The following is a 21,221-nucleotide window of genomic DNA, read 5'->3' on the forward strand; positions in this document are numbered from 1 at the left end:
CCTGATTTTGCCTCCGGGATATGTCTGGAAAATGGGCCGCGCTCACTGACGAGTACTGCCTGCCCAGGGGTTCGACATGCCAAACAAAGCACTGACCATCCTGATTGCCGATGAACAACACCTGCAACGTCTGCATATCGAAAAAATGCTCAATCAATTGGGATACCACCGGATCGTACCGGTGCAAACCCTAGAAGAGGTGCAACTGCTCACCGCCATACCGGCACAGCCTTTTGACGTACTGATCATCAATGCCGCGCTGGGGCTCGACACGTGCGAGCCTCAACCCCAGGTGCACCACGTGCTTATCTACGATCATCTGGACCTGGGCCTGGACACGCCCGGCGCTACAGCGCCAGCGCTGCTGATACGGCTGCCCGGCCTACCGGACAACGTCAACCTCGAACACTTCATGGACATTATCGACCCACCCGCAGCCGCTACCGGCCTGCGGGTGTTGCCTTGGCTGCGGGAATTATCCCGCACGCCCGTGCCAGGGGTTTAGTCCCATTTTGGTGCGATACCCTTGGGACTGGTCAGGCGATGGCCGCGATCCAGCCCGGCAAGCTGCTCCATGTCGGCAGCGCTCAAGGTCAGTTGCAGGGCCTTGAGGTTGCTTTCCAGGTTGGCGCGTTTAGTCGACGACGGGATGACCGCGTAACCCAGCTGCATGGCCCACGCCAGGGCTACTTGTGCCGGGGTCGCCTGATGGCGCTCGGCGATCTGCTGAATCACCGGGTCCTTGAGCACTTCGCCGTAGGCCAGGGTCATGTAGGAGGTGACCTGGATACCGTTGGCGGTGGCGAACTCCACGACCTTGCGATTCTGCAGGTAGGGATGCAGTTCGATCTGGTTGGTGGCGATATTTTCAGCCCCAATCGCAGCAATCGCTTGCTTCATCAGGTCGACGGTGAAATTGGAAATGCCGATCTGTCGGGTCAGCCCCAGGCGCTTGGCTTCCAGCAGTTGGCCCATGAATTCGGCGACAGACACCTGGTCTTCCGGCGACGGCCAGTGGATCAGGGTCAAGTCCAGGTAGTCGGTTTTGAGTTTGCGCAGGCTTTCGCGCAGGCTGGGAATCAACTGGCCTTCGGCGAAATGGGTGATCCAGATCTTGCTGGTGATAAACAGCTCGTCGCGCGGGATGCCGCTGTGCGCAATTGCCTGGCCCACCTCGGCTTCGTTCTCGTAGATCTGCGCGGTGTCGATGGCGCGATAGCCCAATTCCAAGGCGGTGCTGACGGAATCGATCACCACCTGGCCTTTCAGGCGGAAGGTGCCAAGGCCGAAGGCCGGAACGTTTTGCGTTGGGGTAGACATCAGTAACTCCTGAAGGGGTGGTGAGCAATGGAGTCGAGTATCCGCCCGTCGTTCCTTCGGAAAAACCGTCGAATTCGAAAAGGACTCTTTACCGCAGATCACGAATCTTCAGGTGCAGAGGCTTTGTACTGAATCGCACGCAGTTCAGATGTGGCAGCGGGCTTGCTCGCGAATGCGTGTATCAGTGACGGATGTACTGACTGACCCACTGCTTTCGCGAGCAAGCCCGCTCCCACATTTTGATCTTCATCAGTCAGTTGGTTTGTGCTGTTCGCGCAAGCGCTCGGCCGCACTGCGCAACAATTGCTCGGTGGCACTCCAGCCCAGGCAACCATCGGTCACCGACACGCCGTACTTCAGGGATGCGCTCAACGGTTGGCAGCCTTCGAACAGGTGGCTTTCGAGCATCATGCCGATCAGCGCCATGTCGCCCTGTAGCCGTTGCTCCAATACCTCGTTGAACACTGCGGGTTGACGCAGCGGGTCCTTGCCACTGTTGGCATGGCTGCAATCAACCATGATCCGCGCTGCTACCTTGGACTTGGCCAGGTCGTGCTTGACCTGTGCCACGTGTGGCGCGTGGTAGTTCGGCCCACGGTGACCGCCGCGCAGCACCAGATGGGTGTCCGGGTTGCCCGGGGTCTGGATGATCGCCGGGTGGCCCTGGCTGTCGACGCCGAAGTGGCGATGCGGGTGGGCTGCCGAACGCATCGCGTCACAGGCAATGGCCACGCCGCCATCGGTGCCGTTCTTGAAACCCACGGGCACGCCCAGGCCGCTGGCCATCTCGCGGTGGATTTGCGATTCGGTGGTGCGTGCACCAATCGCAACCCAACTGAGCAAGTCATCGAAGTAACCGGCGGCCATGGGTTGCAGCAGCTCAGTGGCTACCGGCAGGCCCAGGCGCAGCATTTCGCGCATCAGCTCGCGGGACAAGGTGAGGCCGGCAGCCATGTCGTCGCTGCCATCCAGGCGAGGATCGTAGGCCAGGCCTTTCCAGCCGATGGTGGTACGCGGTTTTTCGACATAGGCGCGGATCACCAGGAGCATCTGGTCGCTGACGTCAAGCGCGAGCTTCTTCAGATTGCGCGCGTATTCCATGGCCGATTCCGGGTCGTGGATCGAGCACGGTCCGACGATCACCAGCAAGCGCGAGTCTTCGCCATTGAGGATGGCGCGCACGGCTTGGCGATGGGCATGGACTTGTTCGTTGAGGAACGGGCTGAGGGGCAACTGATGCTTGAGCTCAAGGGCACTGGGCAGGCGCTGGGTCAGGGCTTCATTGGCGCTGGTCAGGGTGCTGATCGGCAGAGCGGCGGTGGCGGAGTTCATGTTCAAGGCTTCCTGGGCAAGCGACGGGTGGTCCCGCGCGCTTGGCCCTATTGGGGTGTTCGACAATTGGCCAGGTTGGCTACGTGTGTTGGCTTGCCACCAATAGGTGACCGATCGGAGGCGGCAGGCTGTCCCGAGCGGAGCTGGCTAAATCGCCATGCAGTGAAGATGTCGTAGCGGTAATAGGTGGCGTAGTTCATGTCGTATGTCCTTTAAGTGTTCTTGCAAAAGTTGAGGGCCTGAAAAACAAAACCCCCGGTCGGGGAGCCGACCGGGGGTTAGATTTCTCTGGCAGGCGACCCCTTGAATAGTGGGCGCCGATTTCAGGTATCAGGCGCGCCAGTGGCTAAACCAATACCCAAAATAAAAGCTGACAGCTGCGCTCGAACCGTTCACGCAGCTAGCCGATACCGAGCGCGGGGCGCTGGCAGCAGGGCAAACCTGAGTGTGGGTGAGTTGCAACATGGCATGTCTCCGAATGATGTGAGGAGCTTACTAGAGGGATGCAGGCAGACTCAATCATTAATTTCTATCGTGCATGGTACTCATCTCTATAGGGCGAGATATGCTTGCAACCTTAGATGGTAATTGCTTGGACGCGACCATGACGACCTTGACCCTTGCTGCTGCTCAATCCATTTCCATCGCGGGCGACTTGCCGGCCAATATTGAGCGGCATCTGATATTCATGCAGGCGGCAGCCGAGCACGGTGTGCAGTTGCTGGTGTTCCCGGAGCTGTCGCTGACGGGGTATGAGCCGTCATTCGCCGCCGGTTTGGCAATCGCGCCGGATGACCCTGTACTGGCCCCCCTGCGTGAAATGGCCCGGGAGCTTGGGCTGACGGCGGTGGTGGGTATGCCGATCCGCCAGGCACCCGAGGCCGGCGTGTCGATTGGAGCATTGGTGCTGGGGGCGGATGGCTCCATGGCGGTCTACACCAAGCAGCATTTGCATCCAGGCGAAGAACTTGCGTTTGTCCCGGGGCAGGGTGGCGCGGCCCTTGAGTGGGCCAGTGACACGATTGCATTGGCCGTGTGCGCGGATTTTTCCCACGCCAGCCATCCGCGCCTGGCGGCAAAGGCGGGCGCCACTATCTATGCCGTCGGCGCGCTGATCAGCGAAGGCGGCTACGCAACGGACAGTGCGCTGCTTGAGGGCTATGCAGCCGAGCATGGCCTGCTGGTGTTGATGGCGAACCATGGTGGCCCGTCCGGTGGCTATGTTTGCGCGGGGCGCAGCGCTATCTGGGCCGCTGATGGCAACTTACTTGCCGCTGCGCCTGGGGCAGGTGATGCATTGGTGATTGCTCGTCGCGATGACGGGGTGTGGGCTGGCCAGGTGGTGGTTGTCTAAATGACGTTTCACTTGCGCGCGGCCACCGACCAGGACCTCCCATTTGCACGAACGCTGACGTTCGAGTCGATGAGTCGCTACTACCGGCAATATGGCTTGGTGTGGTCCAGCGCCGGCTTCGACGTCGCCTGGGCTGGCCGGGAGAATTGGCTGGTTTGCGACGGCGATACAGTGATGGGGTTTGTCAGCCTCAGCCGCGACAGCCGGGCGCTCTATATCCGCGAGCTGCACCTGCTCGAGGCGTTTCGTGGGCGCGGTGCGGGCAGTTGGGTATTGGAGCAGATGGCGCTCAAGGCGCAGGCGTTGGGCCTGTTGCGTTTGACGGTATTCAAGACCAACCCCGCGCGCAGGCTCTATCAGCGCAGGGGGCTCAGTATCGTCGGTGAAGAAGACTGTTTCTGGCGTATGGAGCGTGTTTGCGGTCCAAGCTAAACATGCAACGTTTGGCAATAAGTGCATACTGGACTCAGGAGACGATTTCCTGATCTTTGCTCTGGCCATCAGCCTCGGCAAGGATGATGCCTTCTTTCATGCCCAGCAGGACCGCTACCTTATGGGCTTCCCCACGCCGTCCCTTTTTACGCCCAGCGAGCACTTGATAGGTGGTGGCCGGATCTACGCCGTGCTCACGGGCGAACGCTTGCACTGACTTTCCTTGATGTTCCAGCCAAGCCTTGGCTTGTGCAGCGGTACGGATTCCGGGCATAGTTCAAAACCGTTCAAGTTCGTTTAACGAAGAGATGAGTGTGACACCTCTTGGGGTGTGCCAGATCAGGATCATACATCCAAATGAGTGGAATCGGTTCGCGTTTGAGGCAAGAAAGAGAGCGACTTGGCCTGTCGCAAAAAGTTTTTGGCGAAATAGGAGGCGTTGAGGCAAACGCACAAGGCAAATACGAAAGTGGAGAGCGAGCCCCCAAGGCGGACTATTTGTCACGGGTCGCTGAAAGAGGCGTAGATGTGTTGTATGTGCTGACTGGCTTTGCAACACCGATCCAATTGGAAAACCTCAGTCAGCTCGAAGAAAAAGTTTTGGGTGATTACCGCCTGATGCTCAAGGAAGACCAGGCTGCAATCCGTCGATTGACTTCAACCCTGGCCGAGCATTCAGCCGCGCAGAATGGAAAAAATAAGCTCAGGCCCCAGAATTCCTGACCTTTCGCCCAGCAAATAGAGCCGTCTGCCGCCTGGCGGGCGTTTGCTGGGTGTTCAAACACTATATATATGACGCTTGCAGCTAGGTCTGCGCCTCGGTTTTTTGCTAAGGTGTTCAGCAACCTATAAGACCATATCGCGAGGTGTCTGCTTGATTAGGGTGCTAGTAGTCGATGACCATGATCTCGTTCGTACAGGCATTACACGAATGCTGGCTGACATCGATGGCCTGCAAGTAGTCGGCCAGGCTGAGTCCGGGGAAGAGTCCCTGATCAAGGCCCGAGAGTTGAAACCCGATGTGGTGTTGATGGACGTCAAGATGCCCGGTATCGGCGGTCTTGGTGCCACGACCAAATTGTTGCGCAGCCATCCGGACATCAAAGTCGTAGTGGTAACCGTCTGCGAAGAAGACCCGTTCCCGACGCGCTTGTTGCAGGCCGGCGCGGCCGGTTACCTGACCAAAGGCGCAGGTTTGGCCGAAATGGTCCAGGCCATTCGCCTGGTGTTTGCCGGCCAACGTTACATCAGCCCGCAGATCGCCCAGCAATTGGCCATTAAATCCTTCCAGCCCGTCAGTGATTCGCCGTTTGATGCGCTGTCGGAGCGGGAAATTCAGATCGCCTTGATGATCGTCGGTTGCCAGAAAGTGCAGACGATCTCCGACAAGTTGTGCCTGTCGCCCAAGACCGTCAATACCTACCGTTATCGCATTTTCGAGAAGCTCGCCATCAGCAGTGATGTTGAATTGACCCTGCTCGCGGTGCGCCACGGCATGGTGGACGCCAGCGCCTGACATGACCACACCGTTTGATCCAAGCGCCTTTCTCTCCACCTGCAGTGGCCGCCCCGGCGTGTACCGCATGTTCGACAGCGAGGCGCGCCTGCTTTATGTCGGCAAAGCCAAGAACCTGAAAAATCGCCTGGCGAGCTATTTTCGCAAGAGCGGCCTCGCGCCCAAGACCGCTGCGCTGGTGGCGCGTATCGCCCAGGTCGAAACCACCATTACCGCCAACGAAACCGAAGCGCTGCTGCTTGAACAGACGCTGATCAAGGAATGGCGACCGCCCTACAACATCCTGCTGCGCGATGATAAATCCTACCCCTACGTGTTTTTATCCGATGGTCACTTCCCGCGCCTGAGCATTCACCGGGGCGCGAAGAAGCAAAAGGGCAAGTATTTCGGGCCCTATCCCAGCGCTGGGGCGGTCCGCGAAAGCCTGAGCCTGCTGCAAAAAACCTTTTTTGTGCGCCAGTGCGAAGACAGCTTCTACAAGAACCGCACCCGTCCGTGCCTGCAGTACCAGATCAAACGCTGCAAGGCGCCCTGTGTCGGCCTGGTTGAGCCGGCCGAGTACGCCGAGGATGTACGCCATTCGGTGATGTTCCTCGAAGGCCGCAGCAATGCGCTTACCGATGAGCTCTCCAGCGCCATGGAACAAGCCGCCGGTAGCCTGGATTTCGAAAAGGCCGCCGAACTGCGTGACCAGATTTCCCTGCTGCGCCGCGTGCAGGATCAGCAGAGCATGGAAGGCGGCACCGGCGACGTTGACGTGATCGCCGCCTTCGTCAACCCGGGCGGCGCCTGTGTGCACTTGATCAGCGTGCGTGGCGGGCGGGTGTTGGGCAGCAAGAACTTCTTCCCGCAGACGGGCATTGACGAGGAGGTGGCCGAAGTCATGTCGGCCTTCCTCGGGCAGTATTACGTCAGCAGCCCCGAACGCGACCTGCCGTCGGAGTTGATCGTTAACGTGGTGCATGAAGACTTCCCCACGCTGATCGAGGCGATCCACGAACTGCGCGGCCGCGAGCTGGACATCAGCCATCGCGTGCGCGGCACTCGTGCACGCTGGCAGCAAATGGCCGTGACCAATGCCGAGCAAGCCCTGAGCGCGCGCCTGGCCAATCGACAGCACGTTGCCGCACGCTTCGACGCCCTGGCCCAAGTCCTCAACCTGGACGAGCCGCCGCAGCGCCTTGAGTGCTACGACATCAGCCATTCCAGCGGCGAGGCCACGGTGGCATCCTGCGTGGTGTTCGGGCCGGAAGGTCCGATCAAGTCCGATTACCGGCGCTACAACATCGAAGGCATCACTGCCGGCGATGACTACGCCGCCATGCACCAGGCCCTGACGCGCCGCTTCAGCAAGTTGAAGGACGGCGAGGGCAAACTGCCGGATATCCTGCTGGTGGACGGCGGTAAAGGCCAGCTGTCCATGGCCCGCGACGTGCTCAACGAACTGGCCGTGCCCGACCTGATCCTGCTCGGCGTGGCCAAAGGCACCACGCGCAAGGCCGGATTCGAGACGTTGTACTTGAATGATGCCGCCCATGAGTTCACCTTGAAAGGCGACTCACCGGCGCTGCATTTGATCCAACAGATCCGCGATGAAGCCCACCGCTTCGCCATTACCGGCCACCGCGCCCGTCGTGGCAAAACCCGGCGAACCTCAACCCTGGAAGGGGTAGCGGGGGTTGGCCCGACGCGGCGTCGCGATTTGCTCAAACATTTTGGTGGCTTGCAGGAGCTCTCCCGTGCCAGCATTGACGAAATAGCCAAAGCACCCGGTATCAGTAAAAAGCTCGCTGAGTTGATTTATGCGAATCTGCACAGCGAATAGAATGCCTTTCCACCTCGTAGCCAGTTGTGCCGATGAATATCCCTAATCTGATCACCGTTCTACGCGTCCTGCTTATTCCCATTTTCATTCTGTTGTTCTATTTGCCGTACGAATGGAGCTATGTGGCCTCCAGTTCCGTGTTCGCCTTCGCGGCCGCCACCGACTGGCTCGACGGCTACCTGGCGCGCCGCCTGGAACAAAGCACGCCATTCGGCGCGTTCCTGGACCCGGTGGCCGACAAGCTCATGGTCGCCGTCGCCCTGGTGCTGCTGGTGCAAGAACACGGCAACCTGTGGCTGACCCTGCCGGCCGCGGTGATCATCGGCCGCGAGATCGTCGTCTCGGCGCTGCGCGAGTGGATGGCCGAAATCGGCGCCCGCGCCCATGTCGCCGTGTCGAACATGGGCAAGTGGAAAACCGCCGCGCAAATGCTCGCATTGGTCATCTTGCTGGCCAACCCGTCGGACTTCTCGTTCTGGGTCCTCACCGGTTACGCCTTGCTGCTGATCGCCGCGGGCCTGACGCTGTGGTCCATGCTGCAATATCTGCGCGCCGCCTGGCCCCACCTGCGCACTACGGTCGAAAAGAAATAAAACTTTTTTGAATCAAGGTGTTGACGGGTTCTGATAATTCTATAGAATGCGCACCACCAAGACGCGGGAATAGCTCAGTTGGTAGAGCACGACCTTGCCAAGGTCGGGGTCGCGAGTTCGAGTCTCGTTTCCCGCTCCAAATATTGCGCTACAGAGTTCCAGTAAATTCTGTAAGTGATTGAAATCAGGGCCTTTAGGCCCTTTTTTCGTTCCGGCGGGAACCACTGAAATCCAGCTCCATCCAGTGCTTTTAAGTCCCGAATGAGGATCTTGAATTTGGACGCGCACTGAATCGGTTTCTTGCTGGAGCAGCTTGGATAGCGAGACGAGCATCTGGCCCTGACTCTGTTCAGGAGCTCGCTATGGCACTCTCGGATACGACCTTTCGGCATGCCCGAATCACTGGCAACGACTACACGATAGGCGACACGGATGACCCAGGAGTGGACACTCACGCCCAGGCGATCTGCCTGCGCCTGCGCGGCGCAGCGTGACCTGCTATCGGATGATTGCTCTTTGTTTGCCAGTTGGCGTTAGTTAAGGTCTTGTTAGTATTGGCTTTTATAGGTTTTTTAGATCCGGGGAGATCTGCTGAAAACCGCTCATTTTGCCGATAGGGTGCTATGGGGCGAGTGTTCGAATCACTCCGTCCCGACCATATAATTCAAGGGGTTGCGAGATTTTATCTCGCGACCCCTTTTTATTTTTGATCGTTTTTAACCCTACAAAACAGCCAGCGCTTAATGGAATCTTCACTGTGTTCGTAGGCGTTTATGTCTTATTTGGCAGATTCTTCATGAGTAGGGTTCCCCTCGGCACGTCCCGAAGTGAGTCTTAAGCAGGCTCGCCAGCGAACAGGGGCGCTGGTCTCTTATCAAATTTAGTAAGGGCGAGCAGCCAACAATGTTGGCTGCACTTCGAGGTTGCCGTGGTTCAGAGCCAGAGCGTCTGAATCGTTACCTGCGGTTGTTTACATTCATTGCGTATGATAGGTTTGATTTAAACATTCATACAGCATGTATGTTTTCTTGGGTTCGTCGAGGCTGCGATCCGTTTCCTATCAGGGAACGGTTAACCCACTAGCTTCCCGCGATTAGCGGCGCAATCAAAGGACTTTGCAGAGCCCTGTATCCAGGGTGGCAAATGCCTCGCGTCTTGGGCGAGGCCTGAATTTCATCTAAAGGGATTTAGTCATCATGAGTTCACCTTCAGTCGCTTCGCCCGCAACGTCCCCGCGGTATCCATGGCTGGCAGTGGCCGCCATGGGCCTTGCTACATTTTCGGTTGTGACGACAGAAATGCTTCCGGTCGGTTTGCTGACAACCATTGCTGGCTCGCTTGAAACGTCCACTGGAAGTGCTGGTTTAATGATCTCGTTGCCCGCTTTGCTGGCAGCTTTGTTTGCACCGCTGGTGGTGATCGCAGCAGGCAATCTGGACCGGCGCTGGATTTTGTGCGGCTTGCTCGGCCTGTTGGTAATCGCCAATATTGCATCGGCCCTGGCCCCAGATATGGTGTGGATGCTGATTGCACGTGCGCTTGTCGGCTTCTGCATGGGAGGTATTTGGGCTGTCGCGGGGGGCTTGGCCGCTCGGCTGGTCCCGGCACACGCAGTGGGTCTGGCCACCTCCATTATCTTTGGCGGGGTCGCTGCGGCATCCGTACTGGGTGTGCCGTTAGGCGCGTTGATCGGTGATTTTGCCGGTTGGCGTTGGGCTTTCGGCTGTATGGCTATCTTCAGTGCCGGGGTGCTGTTGATTCACCTCTTCGCCATTCCCGCTTTGCCTGTTCACCACTCAGTCACCTTGCGCCAGTTCGCTGAACAGTTTGCCAACCGCAAGTTGCAAGCCGGTCTGGCATTGACCATCTTGTTGGTGGCCGGGCACTTCATGGCATTCACATTTGTCCGTCCGTTGTTGTTATCGGTCTCCGGATTCGATGCCCAATGGATCGGCGCGTTGCTGTTCGCCTATGGTGTTGCGGGCATCATTGGCAACTTCCTGGCGGGTATTATCGCTGCGCGTCGCACGGCCCTGACCCTGGTCTTTATCTCGCTGGGATTGTTGTTGGCGCCAGTGCTGTTCCTGACGATCGGTGACTCCCATGTGGGGGGCGGCTTAGTGTTGCTGGCTTGGGGGCTGGCCTACGGTGGCGTGTCGGTGGGCCTGATGACCTGGATGATGAAAGCGGCGCCGCATGCAGTGGAAATCGCTACTGCGCTTTATGTAGGTGTATTCAATATCGGTATTTTTCTGGGGTCGTGGTCGGGTGGGCAGGCGGTAGACAGGTTCGGTCTGGCCACCAATCTCTGGTTGGCCGCAGGTCTGGCCACAGTGGCACTGCTGCTGACGTTCGCGATCCGTTCAAGTGGCAAAAAAGCTCAGGCAATTTGCCCATAGGCTGGGCCCGAAAGGGTTTCGGTTGTCGATTGGAAACCTATCCCCCCCTCGTTTCACGCACGACTGTGATGGGGGGAAATGTGCACGACGGTAAGTGGTCAAAAAAACTTGATCAGTAACCATAGGGATCGCTGGCAGGAGAAGGGCGGTATGCGGGTGATACGGATTGCAATGCACACCGTGGCAGGCTTATTCGCGCTTGGCGCCGGGTTTTTGTTCTTGGGCGGACTGTGGTTGATAGTGCTTGGCGGGAGTTGGTTCTACGCAGCGGCAGGCTGTCTTCTTGGCTACGTTTCCTATTCGCTTATCAAACAGCACGCTCACACTTTCAGCACGGCAATCGTCCTGTTGATTTTCAGTGTGACTTGGGCGCTGCTGGAGGTGGGCCTGGACTACTGGCAGTTTGTGCCGCGGGTGTCCTTATTTTTAGGCGTGGCTTGTGTTGTTACGTTGTTTTACGCGCAGCTTAGAACTCATGACGGCGTGCAAGGTGGACGCAAGATGCGAACGCCAGCGTCGATTGTGTTGTTCGGCATCGCGTTTGTCGGCATCGGGGCTGGTTTCTATCCGCATGCATCAGTTGTTTCAAAAGGCGTGCTGACGGCTGAGGGAGCATCCAGCGCCAACCCTCCTCTAGAACACGCAGTCAATCAGGATTGGCCTCAATATGGGCTTAGTGCACGGGGCACTCGATATTCAGAACTTGCCGAGATAGAGCGTTCGAACGTAACGGATTTACAGGTCGCCTGGGAGTTTAAAACCGGTGATGTACCCACAGCAGAAGCTGCCTTTCAGGGCACCCCGATAAAGATAGGCGACATGCTCTATGTCTGTACGCCCTACAGCAAAGTTATGGCGGTCGACGCTGAAACCGGGGTTGAGAGGTGGCGATTCGATCCACAAGTAGTTTCAAAAGAATGGCAGCGTTGCCGTGGCCTTGCGTCCCATTCGGCGCCTGACGTCAGCGTCACGGTCAATGTGGATGGCAGCGCGGACGCCTTGTGTAAAACGCGTATTGTACTGACCACCCTCGATGCAAGGTTGTTCACGCTTGATGCCCGATCAGGTGGGGCGTGTCCTGGATTTGGTGAGCACGGTTACGTGGATTTGCTGAAGGGATTGAGCGAAAGGGCTAAAGACTCCTATTTCCCTACGTCAGCGCCCCTTGTTGCGGGTGACGTCATTGTCACCGGCGCGCGTATGCAGGATTGGGCCAGTGGTGGCGAGCCATCGGGTGTTGTACGTGGTTGGGATATTAAGTCAGGACGGCTTGTCTGGGCATGGGACCCGGCTGCTCCAAAGAGGGGGCATCCGCTCCCGGAGGGGGAAACTTACGCGGATGAGACCCCCAATTTCTGGGGCACCGCCTCCTATGATTCTGAGCTGGGATTGATCTACGTACCGACGGGTAATCAGACTCCAGATTTCTGGGGCGCTGATCGTTTACCGTCATCTGAAACGTACAATGCTTCAGTCGTCGCCATTGATGTGAGAACCGGGATTGATCGTTGGCACTTCAGGACGGTCAATCATGATCTCCATGATTATGATGTTGCCGCGCAGCCCATTGTTCATGACCTTGTAATGAGGAATGGTGAAAGCACTCCTGTCGTGATCGTTTTGACAAAAATGGGGCAAATTTTTGTTTTGGATCGCCGTAATGGTCGTCCTGTTCTCCCCGTTGAATCACGTGCGGTCACTGTGGAGGGGGCGCCTGTCGGCCAACATCCATCCGCTGTCCAGCCTTATTCACGAGCGTCACTTGACTACGCTCCGCTCACAGAAAAAAGCATGTGGGGGATCACCGCGCTTGATCAGCTGTATTGCCGCATTCAGTTTAAGCGTATGCATTGGAAAGGCGATTTCACGCCGATAAGCACACAAAAAACAATCATGTATCCCGGTTATTACGGAGGCATAAATTGGGGGGGCGGGGCGGTTGATGTAAGTTCAGGCCTGCTGGTTGTCAATGATATCCGCATTGCTCATTGGGCCCAATTTATCAAGCATGAGGATGCCCTGGCCGCTGGTTACAATCCTACTGGCGCTGCGGGTAATTACGCCCAACAGCGTGGGGCACCCTATGGCGTCATTCACGGCATGTTCACCTCGCCACTCGGAGTGCCTTGCACTGCGCCGCCTTACGGCACATTGACAGCAATTGTGCTTCGGTCCGGAGAGATCGCATGGCAAGTCCCCATGGGCAGTACCGAAGACACGCCTTTGTTGGGCGCGATTACCGGATTACGTTTGCCTCTTGGAATGCCCAGCATGGGCGGACCTCTTATTACCCGTGGTGGAGTGGTTTTTTTCTCCGGTTCGATGGATCACTACCTCAGGGCCATGGATAGCGGGACCGGGAAGGAACTCTGGAAAAGTCGACTGCCCGTCGGCAGTCAGGCGACTCCCATGACTTACCAGGGTGGCAGAACGGGAAGGCAATACGTTGTTGTCACTGCGGGCGGTTCGCAAGGCCCAGAGCAAGAACGCGGAGACTATGTGATCGCCTACCGCCTCCCTTGATCGTTGTGCCGAAGCGGGGCTGCGTATGCAACTTACACATCGCTGCGCAGCGGACCACATCTGCATGTGGAAAAGAGAAAGAGATGAAGGGAAGCACGCATTATGACGTATGAGGTTTTTGAGCTCGGGGACATTCAGTTGCAATCGGGTCGTCGTCTCCGCGAGGCCCGATTGGCATACAAGACCTATGGCCGCCTTAATGACGCAAAGAACAATGTTATTGTCTATCCGACGTCCTTCGCAGCGACCCATGAAGATGCCGCCTGGTTGATCGGGCCAGGTCGCGCGCTTGACTCTGAAAAGTACTTCATTATCGTGCCAAACGCTTTCGGCAATGGCTTGTCCAGCTCGCCCAGCAACACGGCGCCGCCGCAGAACGGTAATCGCTTTCCACACGTTACGATCCACGACAATGTTGTTCAGCAACATCGCTTGGTTACCGAATTGTTCGGTATCCAGAAAATTCGGATGGCCACAGGTTGGTCTCTGGGCGGAACTCAGGCCTTTGAGTGGGCCTGTGCTTTCCCGGATATGGTTGAGCGGCTGTTTACTTTTCAGAGCGCAGCACGCACGTCACGTCATTTGTATGTGTTTTTTGATAGCGTGCGCGCTGCGATCGAGCTGGATGCCGACTTCCGGGAGGGGTTTTACACGCTGCCACCGCAACGCGGCTTACGTGTTGCCGCGCGTGTCTATGCTGCCCTGGGGCTGTCTCAGGCGTTCTTTCGCGACCGATTGGATGAGACCGCACTGGGCTACGCATCCATTGAAGACTTCCTGATTGATTTCTGGGAAGGGTGGTTCCTCAAGCGAGATGCCAACGACATTATTGCGCAACTCTGGAGCGGACAGCATGCAGACATCAGTGCAAATGCCCGTTACCAGGGCGATGTCAGTAAGGCATTGGCTTCGATCACCGCCGATACGCTGATGATGCCTGCATCGAGCGATCTGTACTTCCCTGTCCGAGATGCCGAATACGAGGTCAGTCGGATACCCAAGGCCGAACTGCGCATATTGGAATCCGTCTGGGGGCACGTCGCTGGCGAAGGCCTGAATGATGCGGATACCCGGGTGATTGAACAGGCGATGATTGGACTTCTCGCTCGCTAGCGCATATGGCGCTGTTTCACGGGGCACGGCGTGCTTGTTATCGAAGTACGCGAAAGTGACAATAGATACAGACCGCATGTATAGCTGCGCCTATTCATGACTTCATGGACATCACAGGTCATGCCGCCTTCAGTGAGGAGATAACCGATGGTTCGCCGCACCCGCGCCGATATGGAAGAAACCCGTGCCCTGTTAATAGCCAAAGCGCGAGAGGTGTTCAGTGAGCGAGGCTATGCGGACACCTCAATGGATGAGCTGACGGCTCAGGCGAGCCTGACCCGTGGCGCGCTCTACCATCACTTTGGTGACAAGAAAGGCTTGCTGTCAGCAGTCGTCGAGCAACTCGACGCTGAAATGGATGAGCGTCTGCAAGCCATCACCGACACTGCAGCAGATGCCTGGGACGGTTTTCGCCAGCGCTGCCGTGCCTATCTGGAAATGGCCCTGGAACCACAAATCCAGCGGATTGTGTTGCGCGATGCCAGGGCAGTACTGGGCGGCACCTCACCCGATGCACAGCGTCATTGTGTAGAGTCGATGCAGCGGATGATTCAGGTCTTGATCCACCAAGGTATCGTGGTGGATGTCAACCCTCAGGCGCTGGCGTTGCTGATCTACGGCAGCCTTGCCGAAGCCGCGTTCTGGATTGCAGATTCGGAAGAGGGCGATAAGCGACTTGCGCAGAGTGTGGTCGCGCTTGAGTTGCTGTTGAGGGGCATTCTGGTTAAACCAAAGGCCGACCCCCAGTAGATGAGTTCGTTGCCAGAAGCAGGGGCACGCGCATCATCATTTGTTTAGCGGATTCAAGTGCACATCGCGTTAGGATTAAGAAACGAAAGCCACTCTATTGAGTGGCTTTTTTCTGCCGGTCATTCCAAGCGAAGTGCTTTAGCGTCGAGACTCACACGGAATACGCTTGTGTAAGCGAGTGTTCTCGCATCCGTCGGTATCCCCAGACAGCCATCAGCATTACCGCCGCTCCGGCCGCCAGGGCAACGTTGAATCCAAATCGAGCCCCTTCCATGTCCACTAACTGGCCCGATGCCGCGGCACCCATTGCCACCCCGACATTCAAACCCGCCAGCAACCAGGTCATACCTTCAGTCAATTGTCGTTCCGGTACGATTCGCTCAACCAAGGACATCGCTACGATCATTGTAGGCGCGAAGAATAGTCCAGCCACCAGTACCGCTGCGGACAGGCCGGCAATATTGCCCGCCATCAACAAGGGCAGTGTGGTCGCTGCAGTAGCCAGGCCACCCAGCAGCAAGAGTGTGTGGAGCGGTGTTTTCAGTTTCAGCGCACCGAACAACAGGCCAGCGGCGCAGGAGCCGATGGCATAACAGGACAGCACGATACTCGCGGCTGCCGGACTCCCCATCTGTTCAGCGAATGCGACACTTACGATATCGACCGTTCCAACGATGACGCCCATTGCGACCATCAGCAATGTTAATAGTCGCACGTCCGCCAGGCGAAAGATGGAGGCCGTTCTCGTTCCCTTTTCTTCGGCGGACTCCACTGGCGGTTCGGTGGATACCTGGGCCACTAAAGCAAGCGTACCAATCGCCAGCATCACAACGGCCGCCAGCGGTCCGGCCTGGGGAAAAACGGCCACGCTCAAGCCCACGGAAATCGGCGGCCCTGCGATAAACGTCACTTCGTCCAGTACGGTTTCGAGGGAGTAGGCTGTTTGCAGGTGGGGCTTGCCTCGGTATATCGCCGTCCATCGGGCGCGAACCATGGCCGACATGCTCGGCATGAAGCCCGCTAACACTGCCGCCAGGAATAACGTCCAGTCAGGCTTGTGCCAGTAGGTGCAAGCCAGCAGTAGAAGCAGGCCCACCACACTGAGGCCAGCAGACAGTGGCAGTACCCGGCGTTGACCATAACGATCCACCATTCGTGAAACCTGTGGTGACATCAGTGCATAGGTTAGGACAAAGGTGGCAGAAACCGCGCCTGCCAGTGCATAGCTGCCACGCAACTGCGAAAGCATCGTGATAATGCCGATACCTGTCATGGGGAGCGGTAAACGGGCGAGCAGGCCTGCCAGGGAGAATGCTCGGGTGCCCGGGGCTTGAAACAGTATTCGGTACGGGTTAGCCATGTTCGATACTCCTTATCGAGTGAATGAAGCGTGTCTGGAAGTCATTGAATCAGCAGTTAACATTCATTCCGTATTATTAAAATCGTATAATCATACGTAATGAATGTAAATGGTGGATTGGGCTGGCGCACAAACTCCACGGTCCCTCCAACCTCTGCTCAAGGACGCCCATAGCTGAAATCAGGCACATAGAGGTGCGAATCCAATGTGGGCAACGCCTGTTTTCGGGGGAGGGCGAGCAGCGTGAGCAGGGTGCCGACGTGCACGGACCACAGGCCACAGAACAGGGTGCCTTTCTCGAACCGGTCGCCCACCCGGTCAGTGACGAGACGCAACGTAAAGATCCCCTCGTCATTCCAGGAAGCGAGTTCGGATTCTGTAAATTCCATGTCGGTATGGCACAGAGGAAACAGCGTTTTGAACAAGGCTTCCTTGGCTGAAAAACATAAATAGAAGAAGGTCAGCGCCTGTTCTCTCTCCATTTTTTTGAACTGGTTCAGCTCGTTTGGAGATAGGACGTGATTGGCCATTTGCTCAAGTTCTGCGTGTGCCACCATCGGTTCAGCGTCCAGGCCAATGGCGAGATAACGCTCCGCATCGCCCACACATGCCAGTGCTCGCTCGTAAGTGTGGGTGATCGAACCCTTGAAGTCCTTTGGGAATTTCGGATAGCGATAGGGCTTGGCAATAGGAAGCCACACGCTATCGCCACCCAGCGCCTGAAGCGCCGCAGCCGAACAGATTCGGCCGGCTGCGAACTCCTTGCGCCTGGATGTCATGGCGCACGCCAGCCATTCCTGTGCTTGCGGCATATCGCGCTCGACGACGTCCTTGACGTTGATTGAAAACAACGCCAAGCGAGGTAGTGCCGGGTAGTTGAACGGCCATACGCGAAGCGCTGAACTCATGGCGTGCCAACCATTTTTCTGTCTTCGGTCATGCGCAGACGAGCATGGTAGAATCCTGGAGCGCCATAAGTGACATCTGAGGAGGAGTTAACCGCGCCGCCGTGGATATCGGTAAACACCGAACACTGACTGATGAAATAGTTACCGCAGAAATTTACGGACAGCAGGGCGCCAATGTCCGCCGAAACACACTTCATTGCCTTTTCAACATTTGCATCGATGGCGTAGAGCCCCAGTCCCAGCACACCAAACTCTTGGCCGACGTAGCTGAGTTCGCGGGCAATGGTCTTGAGGTCATCTTTGACGATAACAAAGGAGACCGGGCCTGCGACTTCGCTGGCGTAGTAGTCGAGACTGCTTGAAAAACCCGGTTGTACCGCAATCACAGAGGGCGTCAGTACCTGGGCATCAGCAAACTCAGGATCCTGCAGCAGCTCGCAATGGCGCAACACCTTGGCAAATCTGGCACCTTCGCATTGTCGAATATTGGCGACGGTTTGTTTGCCGATGATGACTCCGAGTAGATCACGTGGTGGCTGAAATCGTTGCAGCAATTGATCGATCCGAGCCACCAGGTCGCGCTGGAATACGTCAACCGTGATGATTTTGTCAGGTAACTGAATGCCGTCCTTGAGCACGTAGATGTTCTGCGGCGACGTGCACAACTGCGCTGAGTAAGAGCACAGACCGAATGCCAGATTCTCGATCATGCCGTCGTAGTTGTCCGTAGAGTGCACAAACACGGAGGTTTGGGCGCTTTGCTGGGTCATGACGCGGGCGTGCCACGCATGCTGACGCAGCCATTTGCCAAATTCGGATTTGCCCATGTAATCAATCAGCTTCACCGCACGGTGCTGCGCGGCCTTCCTGTAGTCAGCGTCGTTATCAGAGCAAAACAGGTTGATGATGTCTGCTGAAACACCCGCTTCGGCGCACACTGATTTAATCGCTTTTACGGTCAATGCCAGCGGCAGGATAGCTTCGGAGTGAGGGATGACAATGACAGGGCAACCCGCAGCCAATGAGGCGAAAACGCAAGGGTATGCTCCCCAGGTGGGGGCGACCCGACCCGAATACACGAGAGAAAGGCCCGCAGGCTTTGGCTGGAAGTTGCGCAAAATACGCTGTGGTTGGGCGTCACCTACGGTGAGTTCGGAGTCAACCTGTTGGGTCAGTTCTGCCGTTATTTGGCAAATACGGGCAACGGATTCAAGCGCTCGTGCCTGGGCGTGAATAGCGTTCGCATGAAAGCCCATGAAGAAACCATGGCCACTGGTATGCATACCCACCTGAGAGAACAGGAACGTGTCTGCATGAATTCTCGTGATTGCTTCGCACAGCAATGCACTACGAAGCTCAACACTCAGGTGCTCCCATTTGCTCATCGAACGATTGGCCTTTTTAACCAGGCTATCGAAGTGTTCGGCACGGTATGAAATGCCTAATGGAAACCCATAAGGCGACGTCTCCTTACCGACTCTCTTCTCCTCCAGGTCCGCTGAGCTGCCACGGTCGATCTGAAACTTGGAGTCGAGCAGGCGCTTGAACCTGATCTCGCCCTGTTCGATTTGAGCATGCTCGTAGTGCGTCAACTCATCGGAGAACGGGCTATAAGGCTGCCTGGATTTCACCGCGACAATCGCACTATTCATCATTGACCGATGCTGATCACGCCACATCTTCAATCTGCGTACGTTCATGATGCCTGGCCGATCTTTTGAGCTGATCCAAAGTCCGTCCCGGTAGGCATCTGGGCCGCAAACATCGCATCGAGTTCTGCGGTTGTGGCTGACTTTGCCATGTCCACAAAACTTTGTGCATCATTGCCCACGCTGTATTGAGCCAGAGGCTGCGCAGTCGTCAGCACGTCAAGGATGACTTCAGCGAAGTCGGCTTCGCTGGTGGTGGCAGCGCGGGCCAGCGCTTCGCTCTGTTTGAGAAACTCGGTGAATGAGCGAGCGTATATTTGCCTCGCCTCGCCGCTGACCTGATTCATGATTTCCTGGCCTGTTGCGAGGAATTTATCCCAGATAGGCGTGTAGATCGCGCCCGGCTGTACCACGCTGACCGTGATGCCAGAGTTGGCCAGTTCTCTACGGAGTGCATCAGTGAATGCCATTTTTGCAAACTGAGCGATGGAGTACGCACCCAGGTAAGGAACCGCAATGCTTCCCAGGCCGGACGTGATGTTGATAATGCGCCCGCAGTTTTCACGTAGCAGAGGCAGCATGGCCTGAGTGACCTGCAGTTGACCTATGACGTTCGTGTCAAGTTGTCGGCGCAGCTCTTGCGGGCTAAGCATCTCGAGTGGGCTGGGCACGCAAATGCCGGCGTTGTTGATCAGGCCCCACAGAGGGTAGGCAGTGTTCTTTGCCGCAATTTTTTCCAATGCCTGCGCGACTGACGCCTCTTCGGTGATATCGAGTCTGATTTCTTCCACATTGGCTTGCCCATTAAACACGCCGCGAATCTCCCTTGCGGCAGCGAAAACATGAAAGCCGTTGCGAGCGAGCATCAAGGCTGCCGCATGGCCCAGACCCGAAGAAGCACCGGTAACAAGTACGCTTTTCTTAGACATGACAATCCCTTATCTGGCTGAAAATTTTCGTTGGGTGACTTATTGGGCGTGTACTGCAAAATCGTCGAAAAGCATCGACGCCTGCAGTCGTTCCCGCATGGTTTTTGCCGGAGCGAGCAGCATGCCAACGTCGCGTTTCAATCGAGGAAGGAATTGGTCGTATTGCTCGACATCGCTCAGCGCCCTTGATGCGTCGACGATGGCTTTAGCCCGGGGTTGGCGGATCGACTCATATCGTCGCAACGCCGCTTGATGGTCTGTCGACGTCGACAGGACATGCCCAAGCACGGCTGAGTCCTCTATGGACAAGCCTGCGCCCTGGCCCAGGCTTGTTAGCATTGGATGAGCTGCATCCCCGAGTAACGTTGCGCGCCCCTTGGACCACGTCGCTGGAAAGGACCTGTCTTTTGCATCGACCGTGATGATGGCTTCGTTGGGTGTAGCGTGAATAATGTCGGAGACGATGGCTGGCCATCCCTCATAGACCTTGGCAACGTCTGCGCTTGTGCCGGACCAGCCAACAGCCTCCTGGTTCGACATATTGGCTGTTCCCCACCAGTAGACCCATCCACCTCCGATATCAATGATGCCAATCCGCTTGCCCTTGCCCCAGTAATGCACGACATAGCCAGGGGTTATTTGCGGATGATCATATTTGACCAGTGCGAGCCAGCAGATGTATCCAGCCTCTTGTACCTGGCTGGGTATCCCCATCGCATCGCGCACCGCGGAATAGTAGCCATCAGCGCCGACCAGGATGTCGCCTGAGGCCTTGGTCCCATCTTCGAAGGTCACGTGTACAGCGTCATCCGTTTCGTCGTAGCTTGCAAATCGCTTTGCGTGGCTGATGTCTACCTCCCCCAGGTTGTCCAGCAAGGCGGTTTGCAGTTGCTGTCTGGAAATGCAGACGCTGGGAGAACCTTGTTCCTCGGCAATTTCCTGGAACGGAAGACGTTTGAGGAGAAATCCGGATTTATGACGGATCTCGAAGTTGCGAATTTCGGCTCCGTAGTGCTCCAGCCCAAGATCTATATCGAGCAACTTTTTCATTGCCGCGCTGGCGTTCGACATCACCGAGAGACCTGAACCGGTGGCTCTCATGCTGTCAGCCTTCTCGAAAAGACGCACTGACCAGCCAACTTTTTTCAAGGCGGCTGCACACGATAAGCCGCCGATTCCGGTTCCGATAATGAGCGCAACAGGTTTGGTTTTCATGTT

20 protein-coding genes and 1 tRNA gene are annotated in these 21,221 nt (G+C 56.8%); 13 read left to right on the forward strand and 8 right to left on the reverse strand.

What is annotated here, in order from left to right; genetic code table 11:
* The first annotated feature begins 76 nt into the window (after nt 1-76).
* The gene (locus ACLH0H_RS22840) at nt 77-505 is read left to right on the forward strand and encodes a chemotaxis protein CheY (protein WP_411379738.1); all 429 of its coding nucleotides are present in this window, start codon (nt 77-79) and stop codon (nt 503-505) included.
* On the opposite strand, the gene dkgB is transcribed toward ACLH0H_RS22840, so the two are convergent.
* The gene (gene dkgB / locus ACLH0H_RS22845; RefSeq protein WP_411379739.1) at nt 502-1,320 is read right to left on the reverse strand and encodes a 2,5-didehydrogluconate reductase DkgB; all 819 of its coding nucleotides are present in this window, start codon (nt 1,318-1,320) and stop codon (nt 502-504) included. The genes ACLH0H_RS22840 and dkgB overlap by 4 nt on opposite strands.
* 249 nt (nt 1,321-1,569) lie before the next feature.
* The gene (locus ACLH0H_RS22850) at nt 1,570-2,652 is read right to left on the reverse strand and encodes a 3-deoxy-7-phosphoheptulonate synthase (RefSeq protein ID WP_411379740.1); all 1,083 of its coding nucleotides are present in this window, start codon (nt 2,650-2,652) and stop codon (nt 1,570-1,572) included.
* A gap of 604 nt (nt 2,653-3,256) precedes the next feature.
* Here ACLH0H_RS22850 and ACLH0H_RS22855 point away from each other — a divergent pair.
* Complete coding sequence (locus ACLH0H_RS22855) at nt 3,257-4,006, forward strand: carbon-nitrogen hydrolase family protein (protein ID WP_411379741.1); 750 nt, start codon at nt 3,257-3,259, stop codon at nt 4,004-4,006.
* Nucleotides 4,007-4,438 carry a GNAT family N-acetyltransferase gene (locus tag ACLH0H_RS22860; RefSeq protein WP_411379742.1) on the forward strand — a complete coding sequence of 144 codons (432 nt, stop codon included), beginning with the start codon at nt 4,007-4,009 and terminating at the stop codon, nt 4,436-4,438.
* A 34-nt stretch (nt 4,439-4,472) separates the two neighbouring features.
* Here the strand turns inward: ACLH0H_RS22860 and ACLH0H_RS22865 are convergent, their stop codons facing one another.
* Nucleotides 4,473-4,712 (reverse strand): DNA-binding protein, encoded by a 240-nt coding sequence (locus ACLH0H_RS22865; protein WP_411379743.1) that lies wholly within the window; start codon nt 4,710-4,712, stop codon nt 4,473-4,475.
* A gap of 83 nt (nt 4,713-4,795) precedes the next feature.
* On the opposite strand from ACLH0H_RS22865, the gene ACLH0H_RS22870 reads away from it, so the two are divergent.
* The 10 genes from ACLH0H_RS22870 (at nt 4,796) to ACLH0H_RS22915 (ending at nt 15,157) form a co-directional block, all read left to right on the forward strand.
* The gene (locus tag ACLH0H_RS22870; protein WP_411379744.1) at nt 4,796-5,161 is read left to right on the forward strand and encodes a helix-turn-helix domain-containing protein; all 366 of its coding nucleotides are present in this window, start codon (nt 4,796-4,798) and stop codon (nt 5,159-5,161) included.
* Nucleotides 5,162-5,312: 151 nt separating this feature from the next.
* Nucleotides 5,313-5,954 (forward strand): UvrY/SirA/GacA family response regulator transcription factor, encoded by a 642-nt coding sequence (uvrY, locus tag ACLH0H_RS22875; RefSeq protein ID WP_032886613.1) that lies wholly within the window; start codon nt 5,313-5,315, stop codon nt 5,952-5,954.
* Between the two features lies 1 nt (nt 5,955).
* Nucleotides 5,956-7,779, forward strand: coding sequence for an excinuclease ABC subunit UvrC (gene uvrC / locus ACLH0H_RS22880; protein ID WP_411379745.1), 1,824 nt, complete (start codon nt 5,956-5,958; stop codon nt 7,777-7,779).
* Nucleotides 7,780-7,811: 32 nt separating this feature from the next.
* Complete coding sequence (gene pgsA / locus ACLH0H_RS22885) at nt 7,812-8,372, forward strand: CDP-diacylglycerol--glycerol-3-phosphate 3-phosphatidyltransferase (RefSeq protein ID WP_034119069.1); 561 nt, start codon at nt 7,812-7,814, stop codon at nt 8,370-8,372.
* 63 nt (nt 8,373-8,435) lie between these two features.
* Nucleotides 8,436-8,511, forward strand: a tRNA-Gly gene (locus ACLH0H_RS22890).
* Between the two features lie 223 nt (nt 8,512-8,734).
* Nucleotides 8,735-8,866: a hypothetical protein gene (locus tag ACLH0H_RS22895; RefSeq protein WP_411379746.1), complete on the forward strand. Its 132-nt coding sequence runs from the start codon at nt 8,735-8,737 to the stop codon at nt 8,864-8,866.
* Nucleotides 8,867-9,568: 702 nt separating this feature from the next.
* The gene (locus ACLH0H_RS22900; protein ID WP_411379747.1) at nt 9,569-10,771 is read left to right on the forward strand and encodes an MFS transporter; all 1,203 of its coding nucleotides are present in this window, start codon (nt 9,569-9,571) and stop codon (nt 10,769-10,771) included.
* Nucleotides 10,772-10,942: 171 nt separating this feature from the next.
* On the forward strand, nt 10,943-13,294 hold the full coding sequence (locus tag ACLH0H_RS22905; RefSeq protein WP_411379748.1) for a membrane-bound PQQ-dependent dehydrogenase, glucose/quinate/shikimate family: 2,352 nt from the start codon (nt 10,943-10,945) through the stop codon (nt 13,292-13,294).
* A 102-nt stretch (nt 13,295-13,396) separates the two neighbouring features.
* Nucleotides 13,397-14,407 (forward strand): alpha/beta fold hydrolase, encoded by a 1,011-nt coding sequence (locus ACLH0H_RS22910; RefSeq protein ID WP_411379749.1) that lies wholly within the window; start codon nt 13,397-13,399, stop codon nt 14,405-14,407.
* A gap of 147 nt (nt 14,408-14,554) precedes the next feature.
* Nucleotides 14,555-15,157 (forward strand): TetR/AcrR family transcriptional regulator, encoded by a 603-nt coding sequence (locus ACLH0H_RS22915; RefSeq protein ID WP_411379750.1) that lies wholly within the window; start codon nt 14,555-14,557, stop codon nt 15,155-15,157.
* A gap of 151 nt (nt 15,158-15,308) precedes the next feature.
* On the opposite strand, the gene ACLH0H_RS22920 is transcribed toward ACLH0H_RS22915, so the two are convergent.
* The 5 genes from ACLH0H_RS22920 to ACLH0H_RS22940 form a co-directional block, all read right to left on the reverse strand.
* The gene (locus ACLH0H_RS22920; protein WP_411379751.1) at nt 15,309-16,517 is read right to left on the reverse strand and encodes an MFS transporter; all 1,209 of its coding nucleotides are present in this window, start codon (nt 16,515-16,517) and stop codon (nt 15,309-15,311) included.
* A gap of 158 nt (nt 16,518-16,675) precedes the next feature.
* Nucleotides 16,676-17,425 (reverse strand): 4'-phosphopantetheinyl transferase family protein, encoded by a 750-nt coding sequence (locus ACLH0H_RS22925; RefSeq protein ID WP_411379752.1) that lies wholly within the window; start codon nt 17,423-17,425, stop codon nt 16,676-16,678.
* Nucleotides 17,422-19,125: an aldehyde dehydrogenase family protein gene (locus ACLH0H_RS22930; protein ID WP_411379753.1), complete on the reverse strand. Its 1,704-nt coding sequence runs from the start codon at nt 19,123-19,125 to the stop codon at nt 17,422-17,424. Before ACLH0H_RS22930 ends, ACLH0H_RS22925 begins: the two co-directional genes overlap by 4 nt.
* Nucleotides 19,122-20,003, reverse strand: coding sequence for an SDR family NAD(P)-dependent oxidoreductase (locus tag ACLH0H_RS22935; protein WP_411379754.1), 882 nt, complete (start codon nt 20,001-20,003; stop codon nt 19,122-19,124). Before ACLH0H_RS22935 ends, ACLH0H_RS22930 begins: the two co-directional genes overlap by 4 nt.
* A gap of 39 nt (nt 20,004-20,042) precedes the next feature.
* Nucleotides 20,043-21,218 (reverse strand): FAD-dependent monooxygenase, encoded by a 1,176-nt coding sequence (locus tag ACLH0H_RS22940; RefSeq protein ID WP_053129138.1) that lies wholly within the window; start codon nt 21,216-21,218, stop codon nt 20,043-20,045.
* Between the last annotated feature and the right edge of the window lie 3 nt (nt 21,219-21,221).

Source organism: Pseudomonas sp. MPB26, from assembly GCF_046605355.1.
Taxonomy (GTDB): domain Bacteria; phylum Pseudomonadota; class Gammaproteobacteria; order Pseudomonadales; family Pseudomonadaceae; genus Aquipseudomonas; species Aquipseudomonas cedrina.